This window comes from Staphylococcus auricularis, from assembly GCF_001500315.1.
Classification (GTDB): domain Bacteria; phylum Bacillota; class Bacilli; order Staphylococcales; family Staphylococcaceae; genus Staphylococcus; species Staphylococcus auricularis.
On record NZ_LLER01000002.1, the window covers coordinates 29,816 to 54,305 of the forward strand.

Genomic DNA, 24,490 nt, shown 5'->3' on the forward strand with positions numbered 1-24,490 from the left:
GCATAATTAAAAATTTAACAGAAGGAAATATTAGAACAAGTGGTTTTGGAGGAGAATTTCCTGTGAAGAAGGATAAGAATCTTTGAAAGTTTTCTTGGTCTTAAAAGTAAAATGCCTACAAAATTTTAAAATCAAATATATTTAAAGCAAACAAAAAATCCTCGGCCAAACGTGCCGAGGATTTTCTTTATTGTTCTGCATCTTGTTTTGCGGTGATGTTACCGAGTATAAAGCTGATCGCAAAGCCAATGACTAAAGTGATCAGCGCTAATATCCATTCACCTATTGAGTTTGGTAGGCCAGGGAACACGGCATAAAGTGAACCGATGACGAAACCAAGGATCATCGCATAGGTTAAATATGTAAAATGGTTCAATAAATATTGGATCAATTTACTTGAGAGTAAGAAACCAGTAATAATACCTAATCCGACAATAAGAATAATTGGTAACGCTGAGAAGTTAAATGACACAAGTTCGGAAATCGCAAAGGTTACTGTACCGTATGCGCCGAAGACGAGTAACATGAACGAACCAGAGATACCAGGTAATAACATTGCACTTGAGGCAAAGATACCGGCGATAAAGTATTTAACTACGAGTCCCATACTCAAATCGAGTGATTCTCCGCCGTGTTTGTTTCCACCATTTAATAAGGTGATTACGACTAAAATCACGATTCCGAGTAAGACTAAACCATAGTGTCTTACATCAAAGTTTTCTTTTACATTAGATATTTTAAGTAAATAAGGCACAATTCCAATGATGAGACCTAAGAAGAAAAACATTGTGACAATCGTATGCTCTGAAAGCAAGTAGTTAATAAGTGAACTGAACGAGATAATAGCGAGCCCCATACCAATTACTATAGGTAGTAAGAAGCGGAGACTAGGCCAAAATCTTTTTGAGAACAAGCCACTGACTGATCGAATAAAGTCATCGTAAATACCGAGTAATAGGGCGATTGTTCCACCACTGACACCAGGTACGAGATCGGATAATCCCATACCGAATCCACGCAGGATATTAGACCAACGAAACTTAGACATCTCGTTCTCCTTTCTATATAACAGTTAACACTGATATTAACACATTTTAATGTAACTCGGAATTATTTTATATAGTGAAAGAACGGTACAACAATATGATGTACGTTTAAAAAGAAAGCTTGAACGTTCCATGGAGTTCATTTTAAAAAAGAAGAAAATAAACAGTAGGTACATGATTCACTCAAATAAGGGAATATTACAATTGTAAATTGAGGGTAAAGCCTATTGAGAACAGGGGTTTTGTCATTATCATTTACTGCTTAAAAATGGGCTAGTTAAAAATTATAACGACTTAAGAATTATTTTAAATTAGAGGTTCTAAAGGTTTATATTACTGCTGAATTAAGTTATAATTTACTGATACAGCGAGTTTAAAACCGTTTTGACTATAGATTACAATTATTATAAACTGATATGGAACATATATCATATTACGGAGGGAATATATATGCCATCAACATTAGAAATTAAAGACCTACATGTGTCTATTGAGGATAAAGAAATACTTAAAGGTGTTAATTTAACCATTAATACTGGTGAAGTACACGCAATCATGGGACCTAATGGTACAGGTAAATCTACATTATCATCTGCAATCATGGGTCATCCAACTTATGAAGTAACACAAGGTGAAGTATTATTAGATGGTGAAAATATATTAGAACTAGATGTCGATGAACGTGCAAAAGCTGGATTATTCTTAGCTATGCAATATCCATCAGAAATTACAGGGGTAACTAACGCGGACTTCATGCGTTCTGCAATTAATGCGAAACGTGAAGAAGGCGACGAAATAAACTTAATGCAATTCATTAAAAAATTAGATAAAGAAATGGAATTCTTAGATATCGATCCTGATATGGCGCAACGTTATTTAAATGAAGGTTTCTCTGGCGGTGAGAAAAAACGTAACGAAATCTTACAATTAATGATGTTAGAACCTAAATTTGCGATCTTAGACGAAATCGACTCAGGTTTAGATATCGATGCGTTGAAAGTCGTTTCTAAAGGGATTAATGAAATGAGAGGCGAAAGCTTTGGTTCATTAATCATCACGCACTATCAACGTCTCCTCAACTACATTACACCAGACCAAGTTCACGTGATGTACGGTGGTAAAGTCGTTAAAACAGGCGGCCCAGAATTAGCTAAACGTCTTGAAGAAGAAGGTTACGAATGGGTTAAAGAAGAGTTCGGCGAAAAAGAAGAATAATCAGTTCATTTTTTAAGCAACCAACGCGCTGAAAGTGATATGAATCATCAAAATGGGAGGAAAAAAGTATGACGACTCAAACATTAAACATTTCTGAAGATCAACTTGTTGAGTATTCACAAGCCCATAACGAACCTTCTTGGCTCACAGAGTTACGTAAAGAAGCGTTAGCGTTAACAGAAACTTTAGAAATGCCAAAACCAGATAAAACGAAAATCTCTAGATGGGATTTTGATACGTTTAATCAACAAGATACAACAGGCACAGACTACGATACAATGGATGACTTACCAGATTCATTGAAGAAAATTATCGATGTCGAAAAGTCTGAAAATTTAATTATACAACACAATAACCACATCGCATTTTCTAGTGTGGCAGATTCAGCTAAAAATGATGGCGTCATCATCGAAGGTTTAGCTGAAGCGGTTGTGAATCATCCAGACCTCGTACAACAATATTTCATGAAAGAGGCAGTCACTGTCGATGAACACCGTTTAACTGCATTACACGCAGCACTCGTAAATGGCGGTATCTTTGTTTACGTACCTAAAAATGTAGTCGTTGAACATCCAATTCACTACGTGGTACATCATGATGACGATAACGCAAGCTTCTACAACCACGTTATTGTCGTCGCAGAACAAAGTGCTGAAGTCACTTACGTAGAAAACTACTTATCAGATGCTTCAGGTGAAGGTAACCAAGCAAACATCATCTCTGAAGTCATCGCAGGACCTAACGCCAACATTTCTTACGGTGCGGTGGATTATTTAGATGAAGGGTTTACTTCATATATTATCCGTCGTGGTACTGCAGCCGAAGATGCCTCAATTAATTGGGCACTTGGCTTAATGAATAACGGTAACCAAATCATCGACAACACAACAAACTTAGTTGGGGACCGCTCAACAAGTGAATTGAAATCAGTTGTTGTAGGTACGAATGATCAAAAAATTAACTTAACATCTAAAATCGTACAATATGGTTTAGAAACAGATGGCTATATCTTGAAACACGGCGTTATGCGCGACCAATCTTCTACTGTATTCAACGGTATTGGTCACATCAAACACGGCGGTACAAAATCTGTTGCGAACCAAGAATCTCGTGTGTTGATGTTATCTGAAAACGCACGTGGTGATGCGAACCCTATCTTACTCATCGATGAAGATGACGTAGAAGCAGGTCACGCAGCATCTGTAGGTCGTGTAGATCCTGAACAACTTTACTACTTAATGAGTCGTGGTATTTCTCGTCACGAGGCAGAACGTCTTGTCATCCACGGTTTCTTAGATCCAGTAGTACGTGAATTACCAATCGAAGACGTTAAAGCACAACTCCGTGAAGTAATCGAATTGAAAATTAATAAATAACCTTAGTCAGCGTAACGAGTGAGTCTGGGATAGAGCGCACCAATCGAGATGAGACTATACAACCATCTCAAGAGGTAAGAATCGGAATGGCATGCAACACATGATGAAGCTATCTTACCTTGTTTCCCAGATCCTACGCGACATGTATCATTGTGTTCCAACTAAGGTTGAATCAATGATTTCTATGAAGAAAGGTCTGGGATAACAGTGACCGATACATTAAATGTTTCTGAAATAAAAAAAGATTTTCCGATATTAGCGCAACAAGTGAATGGGCATGACTTAGTTTATCTTGATACAAGCGCGACGAGTCAAACGCCAAGCCAAGTCATCGATGCGACGAGTGACTATTATGAACGTTATAATTCAAATGTACACCGTGGTGTGCATACACTCGGTTCACTAGCGACAGATGCATATGAAAGTGCACGTGAAACGGTACGTCGCTTTATTAATGCAAGATATTTTGAAGAAATCATCTTTACACGCGGTACGACAACTTCTATTAATACAGTCGCACGTAGTTATGGTGATGCGAACGTTGAAGCAGGTGATGATATCGTCGTAACTGAGATGGAACACCATGCGAACATCGTACCTTGGCAACAATTAGCTAAACGTAAAAATGCTAATTTGAAATTTATACCAATGACAGAAGACGGAGAATTAGATATTGAAGCCGTCAAAGAAACCATCACTGACAATACAAAATTAGTTGCGGTGACACACGTTTCTAACGTCTTAGGTACAATCAATGACGTGAAAGCCATCACTGAAATTGCACATGAACATGATGCAGTCATCAGTGTCGATGGGGCACAAGCTGCACCCCACATGGCATTAGATGTGCAAGATTTAGACGTAGATTTCTACAGCTTTAGTGGGCATAAAATGTTAGGCCCAACTGGTATTGGTGTCCTTTATGGTAAACGTCAATTGTTACAAGAGATGGAACCGATTGAATACGGCGGTGACATGATTGACTTCGTTGAAAAACGCGATGCAACATGGACAGAATTGCCAACGAAATTCGAAGCAGGTACGCCATTAATCGCAGAAGCCATTGGTCTCGCAGCAGCGATCAAATATATCGACCAAATTGGTTTTGATGCGATTCATGAACATGAAAAAGCACTGACAACATACGCTTATGATCGTTTACAAGAAGTCGATGGACTTGAAATTTATGGTCCTCCAAAAGATCGTCGTGCAGGCGTCATCACTTTTAACTTGAAGGATGTACATCCACACGACGTTGCAACTGCTGTAGATACTGATGGCATAGCGGTAAGAGCTGGACATCATTGTGCACAACCTCTCATGAAATGGTTAAATCAATCTTCTACTGCTCGTGCAAGTTTTTATATCTACAATACGACAGAAGATATTGATAAACTTGTCGAAGCATTGAAACAAACGAAGGAGTTTTTCTCATATGAACTTTAATAATTTAGATCAATTATATCGTTCAGTTATTATGGATCATTATAAAAATCCGAGAAACAAAGGCACATTGGACAATGGCAGTATGATCGTTGATATGAATAATCCAACGTGCGGCGATCGCATTCGATTAACGTTTGATATTGAAGATGGTGTGATTAAAGATGCTAAATTTGACGGTGAAGGTTGTTCTATTTCAATGTCTAGTGCATCTATGATGACTGAAGCTGTTAAAGGCAATACACTAGCCGATGCGATGAAAATGAGTCAAGAATTCACGAAGATGATGCTTGGTGAGGATTATCATATTACTGAAGAAATGGGGGACATTGAAGCCTTGCAAGGCGTGTCCCAATTTCCGGCACGTATAAAATGTGCCACACTCGCATGGAAAGCATTGGAAAAAGGCACAGTTGAAAGAGAAGGGAAACCTGAAGAGTAAACGACCCAGACTGTTGACAATGTGTAATATTCCATTCACACTTGAGACAACACCAGGATGAATGAGGTTTTTAAATATAAAGTTTTAACACGTGAACAACGCGGTTTTTGAATATATAAAAGGAGTGATTGAAATGGCTAAAAAAGCACCAGACGTGGGTAATTATCAATACGGTTTCCACGATGAAGACGTGTCCATTTTCAGATCAGAACGAGGCTTAACAGAAAATGTAGTTAGAGAAATTTCTAACATGAAAGAAGAACCTGAATGGATGCTTGAATTCAGACTTAAAGCATTGAAAATGTTCTATAAAATGCCGATGCCGCAGTGGGGTGGCGACTTATCAGAATTAGACTTTGACGACATCACATATTACGTTAAACCTTCTGAACACACAGAACGTTCATGGGATGAAGTACCTGCAGAAATCAAACGTACATTTGATAAATTGGGTATCCCTGAAGCGGAACAAAAATATTTAGCAGGTGTCTCTGCACAATATGAATCAGAAGTGGTTTACCACAATATGGAAAAACAATTAGAAGAAAAAGGTATCATTTTCAAAGATACTGATAGTGCGTTACGAGAAAATGAAGATCTCTTCAGAGAATACTTCGCAAGTGTCGTACCAGCTGCAGATAACAAATTTGCAGCGTTGAACTCAGCAGTATGGTCTGGTGGTTCATTCATTTACATTCCTAAAAACGTGAAACTCGATACACCATTACAAGCTTACTTCCGTATCAACTCACAAAATATGGGTCAATTCGAACGTACTTTAATCATTGCGGATGAAGGCTCATACGTAAACTACGTTGAAGGTTGTACAGCGCCAGTTTATGCGACAAGCTCATTACACTCAGCGGTTGTTGAAATCATCGTGCACAAAGATGCGCACGTACGTTATACAACCATCCAAAACTGGGCAAACAACGTATACAACCTCGTAACTAAACGTACAATGGTTCACGAAAACGGTAATATGGAATGGGTTGACGGTAACTTAGGTTCTAAACTTACGATGAAATATCCAAACTGTGTATTGAATGGTCGCGGTGCAAAAGGTAGTACATTATCTATCGCTTTTGCAGGTAAAGGCCAAGTTCAAGACGCAGGGGCTAAAATGATTCATAAAGCACCGAATACGTCATCTACAATCGTTTCAAAATCCATCTCTAAAGACGGTGGTAAAGTGATCTATCGTGGTATCGTTCACTTCGGACGTAAAGCGAAAGGTGCACGTTCAAACATAGAATGTGACACATTGATCTTAGATAAAGAATCTACATCAGATACAATTCCTTACAACGAAGTGTTCAACGATAACATTTCATTAGAACACGAAGCGAAAGTTTCTAAAGTATCAGAAGAACAACTCTTCTACTTAATGAGCCGCGGTATTTCTGAAGAAGAAGCAACAGAAATGATCGTTATGGGCTTCATTGAACCATTCACAAAAGAACTTCCAATGGAATATGCAGTAGAAATGAACCGCTTAATCAAATTCGAAATGGAAGGTTCAATCGGTTAAGATTGCGCTTTTTTGATAAAGTGAAGATGAAAAAGAGGCTGGGATTTAAGTTCCCAGCCTCTTTATTTATGTTAGTATTGATTTGATTTGCGTTTTATTCGCCCAACTTAATATTCGAATGCCTTCATAATTAGCAGCTTGATAGACCCTTTGAGGTACACTATTTTCTATATCGTTAGCGATAATCATCATTTGAGTATCGAGATGATTTCTCTTGGGTCTATTGTGTTTGATATCTCTAAATGCAAAAGCATCAGAAGTCATTTTATTAAAGTCTAAATTGTTAGCAAAATTCAATAGCGTTTCTGGATGAATTTTATCTCCAGGAACAATATAGTCTAATGTATATTTGATACCTGACTGTCCAGCAACTGCTACATTTGCGGTACCTCTGACTTCCTCATCATATAAAAATTTATAAACCTCTTCATAAAAAAGATTAGATACATTTGATTTTACTGTCATAGTTAAATCATATATTTTCAATATACCTTGGATTAAATTATGCTTAGATTGAGCAAAGGAATCCTGTTTTACATTTGTGATTATTTCATCACCATTTAAAAATAAATTAAATTGATTTAGTATGCTTTTAAAAAGTTTCATACGAGTTTTTGTTTTAATATCAATTCCATGCATTTCCAATTCGCTTAAAGTTAGGCCATCATCAGACAATTGCATTTGATTGTGAGGTGATAAATCTGCGTAAATTCTTATATAGTCGTTTAAAGGATTTTTAAAAGGAGTAGTAATCTCGGTGGTACCTTCTAATTTCTTATATTTATAATTGGTTTTGAGCCAATCAAAATATTCATTCATTTTTGCTTCAATTGTTTCCATTGCTTCTCACCCCTGTGAGTGTAGTGATTCTCTAGTGAATAAGATCGATATTTTATTTAGGTAAAGCAAGGTAAACACCGAAAAGTATAAGGAAGATACCGATGACCAAAGCGGCAATAAACAAAGGACCATCTTTTCTACGTGAAACACCTAGAATAGTGAGGAAAATACCAAAGAAAAATGAGAATAACATAATCCAAAATCCCATATCATTCACTCCTTTCAAGTTGAATCATTCGTTGGTGACAATGAGCAATATTTGGCTCATGCGTTACAGTGATGAGTGTAGCATTATTATTTTTATTTAACTCAAAAAGTAAATCCATAATATGTGCCTTGTTTTGATCATCTAAAGAAGAGGTGGGTTCATCTGACAATATAATTTGTGGTTGCATGATTATTGCTCTAGCTAGCACTGCTCTTGAACGCTGACCACCTGAACATTCAAGGGGTTTTTTATTTAATATTGCACCAATTCCAATTTTACTTACGACATAATCAAAATAATCATTTTTATTAATATGCTTTTCTAAGTTTGCGTAAAGAAGAGGCAGCTTAATATTATCTTCTATAGATAATGAATTGATAAGTGCGGCTTCTTGTAGCACAAACCCGATCCTTTTATTTCGCCATTGTGCAAGTTGTTTTTCGTTTAAATTTTTAACGTTAGTATTGAAAAGGTGATAATCACCTTGGTATTTAGTATCAATAAGACCAAGAATATTTAATAATGAAGTTTTCCCTACTCCTGATTCACCGACTATAGCAACTGTTTCTCCTTCACTTACTTCTAAAGAGAAATTCTGTAAGATTGCATATTCTTTATTTTTGAAGTTTTTCTTATTAATCTTCAGTTTGATTATATTATTCATTGTAACACCCCTAAGGAAATAGGAATCTTTTTCAAGTTTATAACAGACAATTCAACTATAATGATTCCAATAACTATATCTATTAAGGTAACTATTAAAAGCGCAATCCAATCTATATCTATCAATCCGAAAGTGCCATAAGTAGCAAAAATAGCATCTTTTTCTAACCAAACTTGATACCTAGAGTAAAAAGTTATTAAAAATATAATCATTATATTGATTAAAAACAATAATCCGAAATAATAATAGAATATAGTTCTTAGTCTTGCGTAGCTCATACCCACTAAAAGATTGATTGTGAATTCTTTAATCATTAATTTTATAGAAGTTGATATGTTCCATAATGCTAGTAACAATAAGATGACGATTAAGATAAACATAAGTAGACCAATCATTTTTATAGAATTAATATAATACCTTTCGAAATATTGAAAGTTTTCTTTTTGACTAAAGAAATTAAGTTTAATGTTTAAGTTATCTTCAACATACTTACTAATATTTTCAGCATCTTTTTTGTTGATTCAAGTAAAACTAAATCCATAAGACCATTTAATTGAAGATCTACGTTTGAATCATTAATAAAACGTTTATTAGCAGGTACAAATATAGAAAAATTATAGTAATTTTTTGAATTTGGAGCATAAAAATTAGAACGATGTGTATTACTATTTAAAACACCATTCACTTTTAATTTGAGAGTTCGATTTAAAACCGAATCTTGTATTTTAATTGAAGTGCCGACAGGATAACTTTCAGCAATTCCAGGTCCGACTACAACAGGTATATCTTCTTTATTATAATCATAATTAAAGTAGAGTTTGTTATTCTGAGGGAAGTCATATTGGTTAAGATTGTATGTAGCTTCATTGATATAGTTTAGCGTTACTTCCATGTCATAATTATTGGCTAATTCAGTAACGAAACCATCAGCCTGAAAAGAATAATTATAATTTTTATTTAAATAATTATATATTTTTGTGTATCTTTTTTATGAATTTTATCTGTATTAATGTCACTATTTGGATCTAAGTTAGCAATATAACTACCTTTTTTATTTAACACTTGGATTTCTTGGTAGCCTTGTAATGTGGAAATTATAGAACGACTACCAATGAAAGAAAAATAATTCACTAGAAACAATAATAAAGTGATACATATTACAATAAGTGGTTTTGTAAGTATTATTTTAGTTAAAAAGAATATAATTATTTTCATAGATTCACACCTTGTTCATAGCTACCAAAATATAAATAACAAATATACTCAGTAAATAGAGATTACTCAATGGGTTTATCTGTATGATTAAATTGAGCATTAATATTAATAAAAAAGAAATAAATAATATCGATAAATTGTGGACAATATAACGTCTTTTAATAGCAGATTTTGTATCTCCTACTAGCACTCTACAAAATATTTCCGTCTTTCTTTTTAATAAAAATTTGTAATGAAACACAATTATTAATAGAGACAAAAATATAACTATCATAATTTGAAAATCAGAAATACTCTTCAAGAAGACATATACTATAGAATTATTTTCAAGTTTTAAAAATTTGGAAAAAGATAAGAGAGTGTCTGAAAGAAAACAAATAAGATATAAACTAAAAGATTCAATCATATCAGATTTTCTAAATAATGAATATCTCATAATTATCTCCTAAAATAGAATCAATGATTCGGGTTTTTTATCTGTTAAGCCCGAATCATTCTAAAACTTTAATTTCCATATTAAGTTACTATTAAAAATTTATAAATATATTATTATTTGCGTGCACCACGGAACCAATAAAATTTCGTGTTATATTTTTTGCCCCATCTAATATCATCCCAAACGGAACCTGTTACTTTTCCATTGTAAGCTGTTTTAATCATTAATGTTCTTCCGCTTCTAACATATTTAAATGATGTGGATCTGTATTTAGATTTACTATAATTCCAAGCTGCTCCATTATATTTTATATTCCAAGATTCATCTGTCGAAGCTCCACTAGCAGCATTACCATAAGTATAAGCATCTGCTATATTTGAACTTAATACAATACTGCTTATTAAAGAGAAAGATACAATAATTTTTATTATTTTATTTGTCATAATAGGTTTCCCTCCTTTTTATAATTTGTGTAATATATAGGGCAATAGTAACTTAATACAATAATGCCACAATAAGATAGTTCGTCAATATATATTTATATAATCTGAACAAAAAATATCATTATAATCTATATATGAGATGTATCTCTATAAGGTGTTAAATTGTGAAACATCATTTTCTTTGTTCTATTGCGAAGAGATTAATGTTAACTTTGACAGCACTACTGAAGTGCTGTATATTAATCATATTGCAGTCAAAAACGGATTCATGCTTTAGCGTTGCGTTAATGAAAAATTGATAATACGAAAAAGATGAATATGAATCATGTTTATTAAATACATACATAGGTAGCAAATGAGCGCTCTAAAGTAGGAGTAGTTCATCTTGAAGCCGACAATACAACACTTGCGTCTCCATGACGTGGTGTTGCTTATTGTCGGTTTTTTTATGTGATAAAGGAGCATCGTTTTAGTGATATCGATTCAGCTGTTATTCATGTTATTTTTAGCTGCTTTAGGTCTTTGTATCTTAAGTAGTTTAATATTAATTTTACCCATAACGTCTAGAAATTATATAAAAGTTCATCTTTGGCTACTTGCGTTGCCTCCGATTATAGCGGTAGTGGGTTTGTTTTCAACTGAACGTCCTGTAATTACTGAATATTGGCAGCTAGACCCATTGGCGTGGTTATTAGCGAGTTTTGTATTATTCATTGGGCTTATTTTACAGCGTTTTTCGTTCAATTATTTGAAAGGGGATCGCAACTATAAAAAATACTTTGTGCTTTTTACTTTTATGACAGTGATTGCTTCATTAGCTTGGATGAGTAACGATATGAGGGTCTTTATTGTCTGCTGGGGACTTACACTGTTTTGCCTCACGCGATTATTACAACTAAATCAACGTTGGCATGTAACAAAAGAAGCGGGGAAAGTCACAACATCTTTATTTTTCATCGCTTGGTTCGCGCTACTTATCGCAATGATCTTATTACATATTTCAACTGATACATGGCAAATAACTTCAGTGTTAGCTTATGTCGATTCTCAAAATATGAATGTATGGTTGCTGCAACTTATCTTACTACTCATTGTATTAGGTGTATTAATTCCAGCTGCACAGTGGCCATTCCAACGATGGTTAATCGAATCTGTGCTCGCGCCGACACCAGTTTCAGCGATTATGCATGCCGGAATCGTCAATGCAGGTGGTATCATCTTAACGCGATTTTCAACATTGTTTAACGGTGGAGATATCGCAACCGTCTTATTGTTATTGTTCGCGACGATGTCAGTATTAATTGGCTCAGGCATTAACTTAGTGCATGTCGATTACAAACGTCAAATGGTTGGTTCGACAATCTCACAAATGGGCTTTATGCTTGTGCAATGTGGATTAGGCGCTTACAGTGCCGCAATCATTCACCTCATTTTACATGGTATCTTTAAAGCGACATTATTTTTAAAATCTGGGTCTGCTTTACGCCATTTTGAAGCGTCTTCACAAATGAACAAACGAACAACGTATAGTTGGATTATCGCTGGTAGGGCGCTTGCTGTGGATATTGCCATCATCTATTGGTTCACGACATCATTAGGTAATTATCAATTAATTAGCGCTATTATTCTCGGATGGTCACTTTCTGTAGCTTGGACACAATTAGTAGCGTTAGGTCAAGGTGCGATTGCACGTGTTGCAGGATTATGTGCGTTAATCATTGTGGGTGCCGTTTATCTCTTTGTCCATCATGTCTTTGAAGGATGGTTAAGTGGTGGCGTCACTGGAGATACACAACCACCACTCCTTGTAGTAATCTGCATTATCGGTGCACTCATGTTAGGAAGTATCGTGACGACACGTTTAGCACAACATCCATCCTCTAAAGCCTTTGCGATACTTTACTTATGGTTAATCCATCTCGGTGAACCACATATGAAAACAGTGGAAGCGCATCCGCATTATTTAAAATATCAACTATTGAGAGGAGAGAAAAAAGATGAATCATGATTTAAAGCATATGGATATCAAAGATTTAGTTAAGAAAGCGTCACGTGTGATCGTCCCGCTCTCTCCTACATCTCAGTTTGCAGCACGTTCTCCGTGGGCAGAGTTGGAAAATGAAACCTTCGAGTCGGTGTCTCGTTGGTCTAGTGCTCATGGTGTCGAAACCCTTCCATCTACAGAAATGTTTCAACAAGCATACCAAAGAGGGGAAATAGATGATGCAATGGTTGAACAGGGTGTCACTCAGTGGATGTCGCAACATCCATTTGAGCAAGATCCTGACGGTGCTCAACACTATTGTCATCATTTGATAACATACGATTATAAACCTTCAGATGAAGTTCATTTAGATGAGGCGGTACACATTGATCAGCGTTTATTCAACGAAAATGAACAGAGGGTCACTGATCATACCATACCTTTAAGTCATGACGTGTTGGATAATAATGGGTATCCACTTAGCGATACGGTCAATTACCATATGATGAAATGGTGTAAACTATTTTTGGACCGTGCACGTTCTTCTTGGACATTACCCATGCGTGAACAAGGTTTTTATAAAGCGTGGAGACATCTTGTAGTCCATGATCCAGCGTTACCGAAAGTTCAACGTCAGCGCTTAAAATCATTGCCTTCACAATCTGAAACGGCACTCTTACAAAGCTTATCGACCTTAGCAATACCAATGTCAGAAGTTCAAAGTTATCTAGAAGGGCATTTGCTGGAACTGAATGGCTGGGCAGGTATGCTGCGTTGGCAACAAGAACACACAGACGTGGAGACACCGTTACTCTTGGATTATTTGGCGATACGAATTTCATTAGAATGGGCATTTTTAGCTGATGTACTTCCAGTTTCAAGCCCATCACGTCAAACAATTTCAGAAGAAATGATAAGAAAGTATGTTAATAATTGGATTTTAACGGGTGGTTTGACTAAAGCCTCATGGCAACAATTATCCATCTATGCACAACATCGTTATATTCAGTTTGCGTTGCAATTTGATGAACAAACAAGAAAAATCATCTTGTTAGAAGCTTGGGAAGCAACGTACGAAGCTCAGTTGCAATCTCAATTGTTAACGGAACCTATTGAACGTGATGAATCGAATCGCGTCGATGCACAGCTCGCTTTTTGTATAGATGTCAGATCCGAACAGTTTAGACGACAACTTGAATTCGCAGGTCCTTTTGAAACCATTGGTGTGGCAGGCTTTTTCGGCTTACCGATTCAAACCTGTGAACTAGGCAGTCATCATGCACACGATTCACTTCCTGTGATGAAACGGCCACAACATAGAATTGAAAGTTATGCCGATGATGAAAAAGCGGCTCACTATCAACAACGAAAAGGTGTGATTGGGACGCTTCGGTATACCTTTAAAAATATGAAACAAAATGTCATGCCGAGTCTGTTATTACCAGAATTAAGTGGACCTTGGTTAACGATGCAAACCGCAACGCGTAGTTTTGTGCCTCGCAAAATAGGTCAACTGATAGAGAAAGCCTCATCGAAATGGCTGCACAAACCTACCACATATTTAACCTTAGATTATTCTCATCACGATAAAGAACATCATCTGCCGGTGGGTTTAACGCTAGATGAACAAGTGTATTATGTTGCGCAAGGGTTGAAATTAATGGGCATAACCGATCATTTTGCGCCGCTCGTTGTGTTATGTGGTCATGGGAGTCAAAGTACGAATAATCCTTATGCTGCATCTTTAGATTGTGGTGCTTGTGGTGGACAGGCGAGTGGTTTTAATGCGAAAGTGCTCGCACAATTATGTAATAAAAATAAAGTGAGAGAACGGTTAAAAGTACAAGCAGCGATTCATATTCCCGATGAAACTGTATTTGCAGCGGCTCAACATCAGACAACGACGGATACATTAGAATGGCTCGAGGTTCCTGAATTACCGGAACGCGCAAAAGCGGCTTACGAGAAGATAAATTTGGTTATGCCACAAGTGAGTACCGAAGTACGTCGTTTACGGTTAGGTACATCACAAGAGAAACAGAGTAAAAACGAAGCGTTTCGACGTGCTTATGATTGGAGTGAAATACGTCCAGAATGGGGCTTAGCGCACAATGCATCCATTATCATTGGACGTCGAGAGTTAACCACGAACTGTAATTTAGAAGGGCGGTCATTTTTACATAATTATGACTGGCGACAAGATCCAGATGGTTCCCTGTTGAATGATATTATTTCGGGACCAGCAACAGTAGCACAATGGATCAACTTACAATATTATGCTTCTACGGTTGCGCCACATTACTTTGGTAGCGGAAATAAAACGACACAGACTGTCACTTCAGGGATAGGATTAATGCAAGGCAACGGGAGTGATTTAATGACAGGTTTACCTTGGCAATCTGTCATGCAATCAGATGATATCATGTACCATTCACCGATCCGATTGCTCGTCGTCGTTCAAGCACCGACACATTATATTTCACATTTATTAGAAAGCAACAGTGATTTTACCCAAAAAGTAGAACATGGATGGATCAAACTCGCTTCAATCGACGAAGTGATGGATTGGCATCATTGGTGATCAGGCTGTGTTAGAATCAGAGGTCTCATTTTCAATCTGAACAGGCGTAAATAACTCATAAGATAGAAAAAGTTGTGTGTTTGATGGGAGTAGCCATTAAAAGTAGCAAGTGATAATATATAAGAGTATCTATCACATTTGTGTCTATGATGTGAATAGATAGGGTAGACAACAACTATATGTTGTAAAAAACAGTGTTCCATAAAAACTGATTGAAGATAGAGAAAGGTAGATTTGCATGCATCAAACTAAAGGATCGTGTGAAGCGGAAATCAGTAAAGCGATCACGAAATGGGAAAAGGAATATCTCGGACGAGGTTCCATTTCTGTGAAAACGGATATCTTGAGAGATATGATTATCGTGGATTTGCAAGGCATACTCACAGCCGCGGAATATGCGGTTTCTCAGACACAGGAAGGACTATTGTCGATTAAACGGACACGTTCTACGCTGGTCGAATCCGGTGTTTCCCAATTATATGAAATGATTGCTGAAATCACTGGCACGACAGTTAAAAGCTTTCACACGGACATTAGCTCACGTACGGGTGAACGTTTGATCGTGTTTAAGTTAAACGAAAATATTGAAAATCAATTTGAAACAGCGCACAATAAAGCATAAATGACTATTTTAAATAGTGGGTCGATAGATGGGCCCACGACGCTTTGAATGAATTGGAAATGTTAGATTATATTTTGTATTTGTTATAAAAAGGGGCTATATTTTAATGATTATTGCAATATTGATATTGTTATTTGCCTCGCTATTTTTCTCGGGTAGCGAAACGGCATTAACGGCTGCGAATAAGATGAAGATACACACCGCAGCACAACAAGGAAATAAAAAAGCACAGAAATTATCAAACTTATTAAGTAAACCAAGCGAATTCATCACAACGGTGTTGATTGGTAATAATATCGCGAATATCATTTTACCAACCCTCGTAACAGTGATGGCGGTTGATTTAGGCTTGAGTGTTGGTGTAGCGTCAGCGATTACCACAGTCACAATTTTAATTATTTCAGAAGTTATACCGAAATCAGTGGCAGCGACATATCCGGATCGTATTGCTTATCTTGTTTATACACCAATCCGATTTTTCATTATTATTTTCAAACCATTTACGAAAATTTTAAATGCGATTACAGATGGTATTAATAAGTTACTTTCTGGAGGTCAAGAACAAAAGCAACGTTATTCTAAAGAAGAAATCCGTCAAATGGTGACAATTGCAGGTAGTGAAGGTGCATTCAACGAGCGTGAACGCAGTCGTCTACAAGGTGTCATGAACTTCGATACGTTGAAAGTGACAGATGTGAATACGACACCACGTATCAACGTGATTGCCTTTTCAAATGAAGCTGATTATGAAGAGGTATATGATACGGTTATCTCACATCCTTATACGCGTTATCCGGTTTATGAAGGTGATATTGATAACGTCATCGGTGTATTCCACTCTAAATACTTACTTGCTTGGAGTCGTGAACAGCAAAACAATATTGAAAAATACATGTCTGAACCATTGTTTGTGAATGAACATAACCGTGCAGAATGGGTGCTTAGAAAAATGACAAGCACACGTAAACATCTCGCAATCGTTCTCGATGAATACGGTGGTACTGATGCGATTGTGTCTCACGAAGACTTAATTGAAGAAATGTTAGGCATGGAAATCGAAGACGAAATGGATGAAGAAGAACAACGCAAACTCGAATCTAACGTTTCCGCACGCAGCGATTTACGTAAAGCAAGAAAGCAATCGTAAGAATTAGGGCGTGCACATTTCCCGGGAAATAGTAGAGCGATTGAGTTGTTGGGAGAGACTCATTGAGGCGCTCTCGTTTCGCATATATTCTTCTTGCTAATCTATTTAAAAGTACTCCTTTTTAAAACAATACTAAATATATAAGAAAAGCCCGCTACAAAGTCAGAAATCTTTGTAGCGGGCTTATTTATGTGATGATTCAAGAAGGTGAATTTGTGTCGAACTTTTAATGTATCCTAATGATGATCGTTTATTTATCTTTTTTAATACCAAATTCGTCGATGAGTTCTTGGCGGCGTGGTTCGCCTTGCGCAATGTCACCATGTAATTAATAAATTTTAACTTTCAGTTCGTCCTCATCTACTTCATACACTGCATAGTTTTGATCAGATGAATCACGGTTATTGACGTGGTCACTGTTTTTCGTATGTTGAATGTCAAATGCATCTGTTTTTTGTGGTTGATCAGCAATTTCGAATAAACTGTGGAAATGATCGAGTTGTTTTTGAGTTAAGTCTTTGAATTCAGGTCTGAAGTGTTTAATTTCTTCTAAAGATCTGCCGCCGAGGTCTGCGATGGCTTTTGTACCACCCATGTTAGGAATGACGTAAACAGAGCCTTTTGGATTGTCATAATATGTGACCCCATCATCACCTGTGACTTGTTTAGCATCTTCTACTTTAGCATCGGCGAAACTATTTTTCGTATTACTATATTGTAAAACTTTTGAACGTGACAGCACGTGGTCGTGACCTTGGAGTACTAAGTCAACGTCTAATTCATCAAGTTGTTTCACGAGTTCTTTATGAACTTTTTTAATTTCGTCATCAAACATGAAGTAGAATGAGTGTGCGTACATGGGTTTGTGAAGATTGAAGATAATCCAATTGGCACCATTTTCTCTTGCTTGTTTGATGTCTTTTTTAATCCATTCCATTTGGTCTTTACCGAGTGCTTTTCCTTCAGGATTATCTTTGCCTTTTTTATTATCATTGGTATTCGCAACGACCATATGTGCACCATTGTAATCGAATGAATAATAAGAACCACCGTTCATCGCATTATTGGCTTTGGGTACATTGAAGTGATCATTGAAGCTACCTAGTAATTTATCATCATCTTCATCTAACGCATATTCATCATGGTTACCAGGGACGGGAGCCATAGCCATCTTCATAAATGAAGGGCGAGAACGATCATATAAATCTTTCCATTCATCTTCAACTTCCGCATGTTCTACGACGTCACCTGAATGGACGACGAAATCAGCATTTCCAGCAGTATTGATCGCTTGGTTTAAGGTATCAGCTCCAAATAATGCTTCATCGCGCACATTTTCATTCCAATAAGCATTTTGTGTATCAGCGTATTGGATGAATTTGAATGAGTCCCCATTATTGCCAGATGTTTTGAATTGTCCGACTTCACTTTTCGGACCACTTTCACTACCCACATAAAAATAATAATTTGTGTTTGGTTTTAAGCCCTTAGCTTGAGCTTTGTAGTTGTATTCTTTTTGTTTTGTTAGATTCGCTTTACCATGAATGTCTCCTGCAGTCCATTGCGGACCAGACGCTTGTGCATCTGTGTAATAACCGTTGATCGTTTCGTTGCCGTTTTTGTCTTTAATGATTTCACCGTCGTCATCTTTTTTCACATCTTCGAAAATAATGTTGCCATTTTTATCGCGTTCGAGATATTTAGAATCTACTTTTTTAGTTTTTGCGTCAAACACTTGTGCATCACTGAAATCTCCTGTTTCTGAAATCCACACTTTAGCGTCGTCAAATTTATCCGTCGTGAACCAATTGAATCCCATTTCAGATTTTGTATCACCTTTGAAGTTTGTTGTCACACGGCTTGGTGCGTTTTCCGTTTGTACGGGCGCTAATTCAGGCTTTTGATTTGTGAGTTGGATGCCGTTTGATTGTGCTTGTTCTGTTGCTTGAGGTTGCGCTTGTTCCATTTGATCAGGTGCTACACCACCACCGCTTGCCTGTGCGGTATTTGTCCCTTGTGCTAAAGTGAGCAATAACGTTACGCTAGCTAAACCGGTAAAGATACGGTGCTTGTTTTTCAATGAGAACCCTCCACTCATATAATGTATTGCACTTTTACCGTAACAATTGAACGTTAAATAACTGTAAAACTCGAGTGTGAATTTAGTGAATTAATTTTATTAAATCCATGTAAATCAACGTGTCTAAAGTGAATCCTTAAATTTATCTATGGTATCATAAACATGGTGATACTATGATAAATATTGGACTAACAGGATGGGGCGACCACGACACGCTATACGAAGACCTACAGCGCAAATCAGACAAACTCAAGACGTATGCGAGTCATTTTCCCATCGTAGAATTAGATGCCACGTATTATACAGTACAACCTGCACGCAATATTAATAGTTGGATAAAACAAACACCGGATCGCTTTCAGTTTGTGGTGAAGATCCATCAAGCGCTCACCCTACACGCAGAAGTGGAAGACTTTGCAGAATCAAGAGCAGCGCTATTTAAACAATTTAAAGATATGTTAGAGCCACTCGCTGCATCCGGTAAGTTGGCTATGGTTTTAGTACAATTCCCACCATGGTTTGATTGTAATGTAAAAAATATTACGTATATTCGCTACGTGCGAGAACAGTTAAAAGACTTTCCAGTCTGTATCGAATTTCGCCATCAATCATGGTTTAATGACCGTTTTAAAGAAGAAACGTTGAGTTTTCTCACACAACATGAACTCATTCATGCAGTGTGTGACGAGCCACAAGTCGGACAAGGTTCTGTGCCGTTTGTGAATCGCATTACGAATACGACGGCTTTTGTACGTTATCATGGACGGAATAAACAAGGGTGGACGAAACAAGATATGACAGATCAAGCATGGCGAGACGTACGTTATTTATATGATTATAGTGAAGAAGAACTTACGGAGTTAGTGAATAAAGTACGCGTACTAGATCAAAAAGCAAAAGACGTCTATGTCGTATTTAACAATAATTCAGGTGGACATGCCGCACAAAATGCGAAAACATATCAACGACTATTAGGCATCGATTATGAGGGCTTAGCACCACAGCAATTAAAATTATTCTGAGGAGTTTGTTTCGATGTTAACGATTATATTATTAGTGCTTATAGGTGGTTTATCAGCGATTTTAGGGTCGCTCGTAGGAATTGGTGGGGGCATCATTATCGTGCCTACACTCCTCTATTTAGGTGTCGAACACGATCTGTTAAATGATATTACGCCACAGATTGCAATTGGGACTTCCTCTGTGATTTTAATTGTGACAGGGTTGTCCTCCACTTTAGGCTATCTGAAAACAAAACAAGTTGATGTGAAGAATGGCTCTATCTTTCTATTTGGTTTATTACCTGGGTCATTAATAGGGACATTCATCAGTCGTTATTTAACACTCGATTCCTTTAATTTATACTTCGGTATCTTTCTCATCTTCGTGGCAGCGTTACTCATAGTCAGAAATAAATTAAAACCGATTAAATACTTTGCGAAAGAAAAATACGAAAAAACATATATTGATGCGGAAGGTCATACATATCATTATCATGTGCCGCCATTCGTCGCTTTTGCGACAACGTTAGTGATTGGATTGATCACTGGCTTATTCGGTATTGGTGGTGGGGCATTGATGACACCCCTCATGTTAATCGTCTTCCGTTTCCCACCCCATGTGGCAGTGGGTACAAGCATGATGATGATTTTCTTCTCAAGCTTAATGAGTTCCTTTGGTCATATTATCCAAGGCCATGTAGCTTGGGGTTATGCGCTCGTGCTCATGATCTCAAGCTTTATCGGAGCTCAAATCGGAGTGAAAGTCAATCAACAGTTCAAGTCAAATACAGTTGTAACTATGCTTAGAACGGTATTATTACTACTTGGATTGTATTTAGTTATCAAATCATTACTATAAAATAAGGAGAGGATATGAATGAAGTTAACGATTTATCATACGAATGATATACACAGTCATCTTGCAGAATATGCACGCATCACTGAGTATATTTCAGAGCACAGACCTTTATTAAATCATCCCTCTCTTTACTTAGATATTGGAGATCATGTCGATTTATCTACACCTGTTACCGAAGCAACCTTAGGTAAAAAGAATATTTCGTTATTAAATGAAGCTGGATGTGACCTCGTGACGATCGGCAATAATGAAGGGATGACGATTTCACATGACGCATTGAATGCACTATATGAAGATGCTGATTTTGATGTAACATGTGCGAACGTATTTGACGAACAAGGTCAGTTACCAAATCGCTTTGTGTCATCCTTAATTAAAGAAGTAGCAGATACACGTATTCTTTTCGTCGCAGCCACTGCACCGTTTACGCCGTTTTACCGTGCACTTGATTGGGTTGTCACTGATCCGCTAGAAGCGATTAAAGATGAAGTTCACGCGCATGAAGGGGATTATGATGTATTGATTGTCCTAAGTCATGTGGGTGTCTTCTTTGATGAGCAATTGTGTCAGGAATTACCTGAAATTGATGTGATCTTAGGCAGCCATACCCATCACTACTTTGAACGTGGTGCGGTAAATAATGGTGTGTTGATGGCCGCTGCTGGAAAATACGGACATTACTTGGGTGAAGTGACTTTAGAGATCGAAGATAAAAAGGTTACTGATAAAACTGCGATGTTACATCCGCTAGAGACGTTGCCTGAAGTCGAAACACATTTTGACGAAGAAGGAAAAACATTGATGAACACGTCTGTGTTATCGAAACCGACTTATTTGCCTAGAGAAACAGACGTCATCACACGCACGGCTTATTTATTAGCAGAAAGTATTTATGAGTTTAGTCAAGCGGATGCGACGATTATCAATGCGGGCTTGATAGTTAAAAGTATCTATAGTGATGAAATAACGGAATACGATATCCATCAAATGTTGCCACATCCAATTAATGCAGTGCGCATTCGATTAACAGGCGACGTACTCAAAGCTGTTATTGATAAAAGTCAAAAACAAGAATATATGCATGAACACGCACAAGGATTAGGGTTTAGAGGCGATATCTTTGGCGGTTATATCTTGTATAATCTTGGCTTTATCGAGTCTGAACAACGTTACTTCATTAATGGTGAAGAAATCAAAGATGATGAGACGTATACGTTAGGCACGGTCGATATGTATACCTTTGGCCGTTACTTCCCAATGTTGAAAAATCAACCAATCGAATATCTGTTACCCGAATTTTTAAGAGATATTTTCAAAGAAAAATTATTACAATTGTGAACGTTTACTTATATACATTCCTTTTTATGTCGTTTTTCGTTATAATAAGAAATGACAACTAAACAGGAGGGTATGTGTTGTTATGGCTACCAAAAACGAAGAAATTTTACGTAAACCAGATTGGTTGAAAATCAAACTTAACACTAACGAGAACTACACAGGCCTTAAGAAAATGATGAGAGAAAAAAACTTAAACACCGTGTGTGAAGAGGCAAAATGTCCAAACATACACGAATGCTGGGGGTCTCGACGTACTGCTACATTTATGATTTTAGGTGCAGTTTGTACACGTGCTTGTAGATTCTGTGCTGTTAAAACAGGTTTACCGAACGAACTTGACTTAAATGAACCTGAACGTGTAGCAGAATCAGTCGAATTGATGAACTTAAAACACGTGGTCATCACTGCAGTAGCGCGAGATGATTTAAGAGACCAAGGTTCTAATGTGTACGCTGAAACGGTACGTAAAGTACGTGAACGTAACCCTTATACAACGATTGAAATCCTACCATCAGATATGGGTGGCGACTATGAAGCATTAGAAACACTCATGGATTCAAGACCTGATATCTTAAATCATAATATTGAAACAGTAAGACGTTTAACACCGAGAGTACGTGCGCGTGCAACTTATGATAGAACGTTAGAATTCTTAAGACGTTCTAAAGAATTACAACCTGATATTCCTACTAAATCTAGCTTCATGTTAGGATTAGGTGAAACGTACGAAGAAATTTATGAAACAATGGACGATTTACGTGCTAACGACGTCGATATCTTGACGATTGGTCAATATTTACAACCGACACGTAAACACTTGAAAGTGGAAAAATACTACACACCGTTAGAATTCGGTAAACTGCGCAAAGTCGCATTAGAAAAAGGATTTAAACACTGTCAAGCAGGCCCATTAGTACGTAGTTCTTATCACGCAGATGAACAAGTTAACGCAGCAGCAAGAAGAAAACAACTTTTCGGTGAAGAACAAATCACTTCAGACAATTAATAAGTAATGTGAAGATCAGGCTTAGTTGAAGGAGAGTGTCTCTGGCGTTTCAACTAAGTCTTTCTTCGGTTCAATATGGAAATAAAAAATGAAAGATTTAGGTGATTTGCATATGATACAAGCGGATGGCCGTTATTTTGAAATGGTGAGTGAGTACCGCAATGCATTTGATGAGGAACAATTTGCGAACCGATATTCTGATATCTTAGATAAATACGATTTTGTCGTTGGCGATATCGGATATGATCAATTGCGTCTCAAAGGATTTTATAAAGATGCGAATAAGAAGGTAGAAGCGGGTAAACGTTTTTCCGCGATACAAGACTATATTTTAGAGTATTGTAATTTCGGTTGTGCTTATTTTGTATTGAGACGGTTGGATGAAAGTGGAGCATTGTCTCGCATGACCCAATCTGATGAATCAGAACCCGAGATAGATGAACAGGATAAACTGAAAGACGTCAAAATCAAACCGACAATTCAAACGCATTCTTAAGGAAGTTCTGGTAGATGAAGTCGCTTTTTGGATGTACTGAATGGGAGCGTGCCTCTCACTCATCAAAATTTCATAAGATCTTCACATTAAAAAGGATGGCAACAGCGCCAGCCTCTTTTTATACTTTATTTTATTGAATCACTTCTGATAAATAGGCTTGAATTTCGTCTCCTTCAGACTCTGAAACACCGAGTATAAAGGCGATATAACCTTCTTCTTCTAAATCATCGGTACCAATAATACCAAATTTATTCGTCTGCATATTTAATACTATGGTTTTCCCGTAATGTCTATCTGTTTGGATCAGCATGAGATCGTAGCGACTTTCTTCACCCACGAAACCAACGAACTGTACTTGTGCTGGCTCTTCATCATCATATAAAAACATATCTATCATCGTGCGTGTAACTCCTTTCGTTAGGCGAACGTTTTAAAAATGAATAGGTACAGTATAACCCGAAATCCCATGTGCTTCAAAGTTGTGATATGATGTAAGTGAAGCATAATATTTATACAC

The 24,490-nt window shown here is 36.9% G+C and carries 23 protein-coding genes and 1 pseudogene; 14 read left to right on the forward strand and 10 right to left on the reverse strand.

What is annotated here, in order from left to right; translation table 11 throughout:
• Positions 1 to 187: 187 nt before the first annotated feature.
• Positions 188 to 1,048: a polyprenyl-phosphate transporter PopT gene (gene popT / locus APS80_RS00835; protein WP_059106391.1), complete on the reverse strand. Its 861-nt coding sequence runs from the start codon at positions 1,046 to 1,048 to the stop codon at positions 188 to 190.
• Positions 1,049 to 1,496: 448 nt separating this feature from the next.
• Here popT and sufC point away from each other — a divergent pair, with 448 nt between their 5' ends.
• The 5 genes from sufC to sufB all read left to right on the forward strand — a co-directional run bounded on the left by sufC (position 1,497) and on the right by sufB (position 7,053).
• The gene (gene sufC / locus APS80_RS00840; protein ID WP_059106392.1) at positions 1,497 to 2,261 is read left to right on the forward strand and encodes a Fe-S cluster assembly ATPase SufC; all 765 of its coding nucleotides are present in this window, start codon (positions 1,497 to 1,499) and stop codon (positions 2,259 to 2,261) included.
• A gap of 68 nt (positions 2,262 to 2,329) precedes the next feature.
• Positions 2,330 to 3,637 (forward strand): Fe-S cluster assembly protein SufD, encoded by a 1,308-nt coding sequence (sufD, locus tag APS80_RS00845; protein WP_059106393.1) that lies wholly within the window; start codon positions 2,330 to 2,332, stop codon positions 3,635 to 3,637.
• Between the two features lie 207 nt (positions 3,638 to 3,844).
• Positions 3,845 to 5,083: a cysteine desulfurase gene (locus tag APS80_RS00850; RefSeq protein WP_059106394.1), complete on the forward strand. Its 1,239-nt coding sequence runs from the start codon at positions 3,845 to 3,847 to the stop codon at positions 5,081 to 5,083.
• Positions 5,073 to 5,522 (forward strand): Fe-S cluster assembly sulfur transfer protein SufU, encoded by a 450-nt coding sequence (gene sufU / locus APS80_RS00855; RefSeq protein WP_059106395.1) that lies wholly within the window; start codon positions 5,073 to 5,075, stop codon positions 5,520 to 5,522. The genes APS80_RS00850 and sufU overlap by 11 nt, the downstream gene beginning before the upstream one ends.
• A gap of 133 nt (positions 5,523 to 5,655) precedes the next feature.
• Positions 5,656 to 7,053: a Fe-S cluster assembly protein SufB gene (gene sufB / locus APS80_RS00860; RefSeq protein WP_059106396.1), complete on the forward strand. Its 1,398-nt coding sequence runs from the start codon at positions 5,656 to 5,658 to the stop codon at positions 7,051 to 7,053.
• A gap of 66 nt (positions 7,054 to 7,119) precedes the next feature.
• On the opposite strand, the gene APS80_RS00865 is transcribed toward sufB, so the two are convergent.
• The 7 genes from APS80_RS00865 to APS80_RS00885 form a co-directional block, all read right to left on the reverse strand.
• Entirely contained in the window at positions 7,120 to 7,893 is a 774-nt protein-coding gene (locus APS80_RS00865) for a DUF1828 domain-containing protein (protein ID WP_059106397.1), read from the reverse strand.
• Between the two features lie 52 nt (positions 7,894 to 7,945).
• On the reverse strand, positions 7,946 to 8,101 hold the full coding sequence (locus APS80_RS10690; RefSeq protein WP_103170805.1) for a hypothetical protein: 156 nt from the start codon (positions 8,099 to 8,101) through the stop codon (positions 7,946 to 7,948).
• A gap of 1 nt (position 8,102) precedes the next feature.
• The gene (locus tag APS80_RS00870) at positions 8,103 to 8,765 is read right to left on the reverse strand and encodes an ABC transporter ATP-binding protein (RefSeq protein ID WP_059106398.1); all 663 of its coding nucleotides are present in this window, start codon (positions 8,763 to 8,765) and stop codon (positions 8,103 to 8,105) included.
• On the reverse strand, positions 8,762 to 9,079 hold the full coding sequence (locus APS80_RS10890) for a hypothetical protein (RefSeq protein WP_197708587.1): 318 nt from the start codon (positions 9,077 to 9,079) through the stop codon (positions 8,762 to 8,764). Before APS80_RS10890 ends, APS80_RS00870 begins: the two co-directional genes overlap by 4 nt.
• A gap of 155 nt (positions 9,080 to 9,234) precedes the next feature.
• Complete coding sequence (locus tag APS80_RS10895) at positions 9,235 to 9,657, reverse strand: hypothetical protein (RefSeq protein ID WP_197708588.1); 423 nt, start codon at positions 9,655 to 9,657, stop codon at positions 9,235 to 9,237.
• Positions 9,658 to 9,722: 65 nt separating this feature from the next.
• Positions 9,723 to 9,980, reverse strand: a complete 258-nt coding sequence (locus tag APS80_RS10900; protein ID WP_103170836.1) for a hypothetical protein — start codon at positions 9,978 to 9,980, stop codon at positions 9,723 to 9,725.
• A gap of 549 nt (positions 9,981 to 10,529) precedes the next feature.
• Positions 10,530 to 10,859 carry a hypothetical protein gene (locus APS80_RS00885; protein WP_059106400.1) on the reverse strand — a complete coding sequence of 110 codons (330 nt, stop codon included), beginning with the start codon at positions 10,857 to 10,859 and terminating at the stop codon, positions 10,530 to 10,532.
• Positions 10,860 to 11,331: 472 nt separating this feature from the next.
• Here APS80_RS00885 and APS80_RS00890 point away from each other — a divergent pair, with 472 nt between their 5' ends.
• The 4 genes from APS80_RS00890 (at position 11,332) to APS80_RS00905 (ending at position 17,193) form a co-directional block, all read left to right on the forward strand.
• Positions 11,332 to 12,867: an NADH dehydrogenase subunit 5 gene (locus APS80_RS00890; RefSeq protein WP_059106401.1), complete on the forward strand. Its 1,536-nt coding sequence runs from the start codon at positions 11,332 to 11,334 to the stop codon at positions 12,865 to 12,867.
• Complete coding sequence (locus tag APS80_RS00895) at positions 12,857 to 15,424, forward strand: DUF2309 domain-containing protein (RefSeq protein WP_059106402.1); 2,568 nt, start codon at positions 12,857 to 12,859, stop codon at positions 15,422 to 15,424. Before APS80_RS00890 ends, APS80_RS00895 begins: the two co-directional genes overlap by 11 nt.
• A gap of 238 nt (positions 15,425 to 15,662) precedes the next feature.
• A complete protein-coding gene (locus tag APS80_RS00900; RefSeq protein ID WP_059106403.1) occupies positions 15,663 to 16,046 on the forward strand; it encodes a Na-translocating system protein MpsC family protein in 384 nt (127 codons plus the stop codon).
• A gap of 106 nt (positions 16,047 to 16,152) precedes the next feature.
• Positions 16,153 to 17,193, forward strand: coding sequence for a hemolysin family protein (locus APS80_RS00905; RefSeq protein WP_059106404.1), 1,041 nt, complete (start codon positions 16,153 to 16,155; stop codon positions 17,191 to 17,193).
• 250 nt (positions 17,194 to 17,443) lie between these two features.
• Here the strand turns inward: APS80_RS00905 and APS80_RS00910 are convergent.
• A pseudogene (locus APS80_RS00910) lies at positions 17,444 to 19,291 on the reverse strand (purple acid phosphatase family protein).
• A gap of 155 nt (positions 19,292 to 19,446) precedes the next feature.
• Between APS80_RS00910 and APS80_RS00915 the strand changes: the two are divergent.
• The 5 genes from APS80_RS00915 (at position 19,447) to APS80_RS00935 (ending at position 23,973) form a co-directional block, all read left to right on the forward strand.
• On the forward strand, positions 19,447 to 20,295 hold the full coding sequence (locus APS80_RS00915) for a DUF72 domain-containing protein (protein ID WP_059106405.1): 849 nt from the start codon (positions 19,447 to 19,449) through the stop codon (positions 20,293 to 20,295).
• A 13-nt stretch (positions 20,296 to 20,308) separates the two neighbouring features.
• On the forward strand, positions 20,309 to 21,133 hold the full coding sequence (locus tag APS80_RS00920) for a sulfite exporter TauE/SafE family protein (protein ID WP_059106406.1): 825 nt from the start codon (positions 20,309 to 20,311) through the stop codon (positions 21,131 to 21,133).
• An 18-nt stretch (positions 21,134 to 21,151) separates the two neighbouring features.
• Positions 21,152 to 22,471, forward strand: a complete 1,320-nt coding sequence (locus APS80_RS00925; RefSeq protein WP_059106407.1) for a bifunctional metallophosphatase/5'-nucleotidase — start codon at positions 21,152 to 21,154, stop codon at positions 22,469 to 22,471.
• Between the two features lie 82 nt (positions 22,472 to 22,553).
• Entirely contained in the window at positions 22,554 to 23,477 is a 924-nt protein-coding gene (gene lipA / locus APS80_RS00930) for a lipoyl synthase (RefSeq protein WP_059106408.1), read from the forward strand.
• Positions 23,478 to 23,589: 112 nt separating this feature from the next.
• Positions 23,590 to 23,973: a YutD family protein gene (locus APS80_RS00935; RefSeq protein WP_059106635.1), complete on the forward strand. Its 384-nt coding sequence runs from the start codon at positions 23,590 to 23,592 to the stop codon at positions 23,971 to 23,973.
• A gap of 130 nt (positions 23,974 to 24,103) precedes the next feature.
• On the opposite strand, the gene APS80_RS00940 is transcribed toward APS80_RS00935, so the two are convergent.
• Positions 24,104 to 24,370, reverse strand: coding sequence for a DUF3055 domain-containing protein (locus APS80_RS00940; RefSeq protein ID WP_059106409.1), 267 nt, complete (start codon positions 24,368 to 24,370; stop codon positions 24,104 to 24,106).
• Positions 24,371 to 24,490: the final 120 nt, after the last annotated feature.

Excerpts from the sequence above, each read along its gene's own strand:
- popT (WP_059106391.1), bottom strand. The coding sequence starts at position 1,048 with ATGTCTAAGTTTCGTTGGTCTAATATCCTGCGTGGATTCGGTATGGGA.
- sufC (WP_059106392.1), top strand. The coding sequence starts at position 1,497 with ATGCCATCAACATTAGAAATTAAAGACCTACATGTGTCTATTGAGGAT.
- sufD (WP_059106393.1), top strand. The coding sequence starts at position 2,330 with ATGACGACTCAAACATTAAACATTTCTGAAGATCAACTTGTTGAGTAT.
- sufU (WP_059106395.1), top strand. The coding sequence starts at position 5,073 with ATGAACTTTAATAATTTAGATCAATTATATCGTTCAGTTATTATGGAT.
- sufB (WP_059106396.1), top strand. The coding sequence starts at position 5,656 with ATGGCTAAAAAAGCACCAGACGTGGGTAATTATCAATACGGTTTCCAC.
- APS80_RS00865 (WP_059106397.1), bottom strand. The coding sequence starts at position 7,893 with ATGGAAACAATTGAAGCAAAAATGAATGAATATTTTGATTGGCTCAAA.
- APS80_RS10690 (WP_103170805.1), bottom strand. The coding sequence starts at position 8,101 with ATGGGATTTTGGATTATGTTATTCTCATTTTTCTTTGGTATTTTCCTC.
- APS80_RS00870 (WP_059106398.1), bottom strand. The coding sequence starts at position 8,765 with ATGAATAATATAATCAAACTGAAGATTAATAAGAAAAACTTCAAAAAT.
- APS80_RS10890 (WP_197708587.1), bottom strand. The coding sequence starts at position 9,079 with ATGATTAAAGAATTCACAATCAATCTTTTAGTGGGTATGAGCTACGCA.
- APS80_RS10895 (WP_197708588.1), bottom strand. The coding sequence starts at position 9,657 with ATGGAAGTAACGCTAAACTATATCAATGAAGCTACATACAATCTTAAC.
- APS80_RS10900 (WP_103170836.1), bottom strand. The coding sequence starts at position 9,980 with ATGAAAATAATTATATTCTTTTTAACTAAAATAATACTTACAAAACCA.
- APS80_RS00885 (WP_059106400.1), bottom strand. The coding sequence starts at position 10,859 with ATGACAAATAAAATAATAAAAATTATTGTATCTTTCTCTTTAATAAGC.
- APS80_RS00895 (WP_059106402.1), top strand. The coding sequence starts at position 12,857 with ATGAATCATGATTTAAAGCATATGGATATCAAAGATTTAGTTAAGAAA.
- APS80_RS00900 (WP_059106403.1), top strand. The coding sequence starts at position 15,663 with ATGCATCAAACTAAAGGATCGTGTGAAGCGGAAATCAGTAAAGCGATC.
- APS80_RS00905 (WP_059106404.1), top strand. The coding sequence starts at position 16,153 with ATGATTATTGCAATATTGATATTGTTATTTGCCTCGCTATTTTTCTCG.
- APS80_RS00915 (WP_059106405.1), top strand. The coding sequence starts at position 19,447 with ATGATAAATATTGGACTAACAGGATGGGGCGACCACGACACGCTATAC.
- APS80_RS00920 (WP_059106406.1), top strand. The coding sequence starts at position 20,309 with ATGTTAACGATTATATTATTAGTGCTTATAGGTGGTTTATCAGCGATT.
- APS80_RS00925 (WP_059106407.1), top strand. The coding sequence starts at position 21,152 with ATGAAGTTAACGATTTATCATACGAATGATATACACAGTCATCTTGCA.
- lipA (WP_059106408.1), top strand. The coding sequence starts at position 22,554 with ATGGCTACCAAAAACGAAGAAATTTTACGTAAACCAGATTGGTTGAAA.
- APS80_RS00935 (WP_059106635.1), top strand. The coding sequence starts at position 23,590 with ATGATACAAGCGGATGGCCGTTATTTTGAAATGGTGAGTGAGTACCGC.
- APS80_RS00940 (WP_059106409.1), bottom strand. The coding sequence starts at position 24,370 with ATGATAGATATGTTTTTATATGATGATGAAGAGCCAGCACAAGTACAG.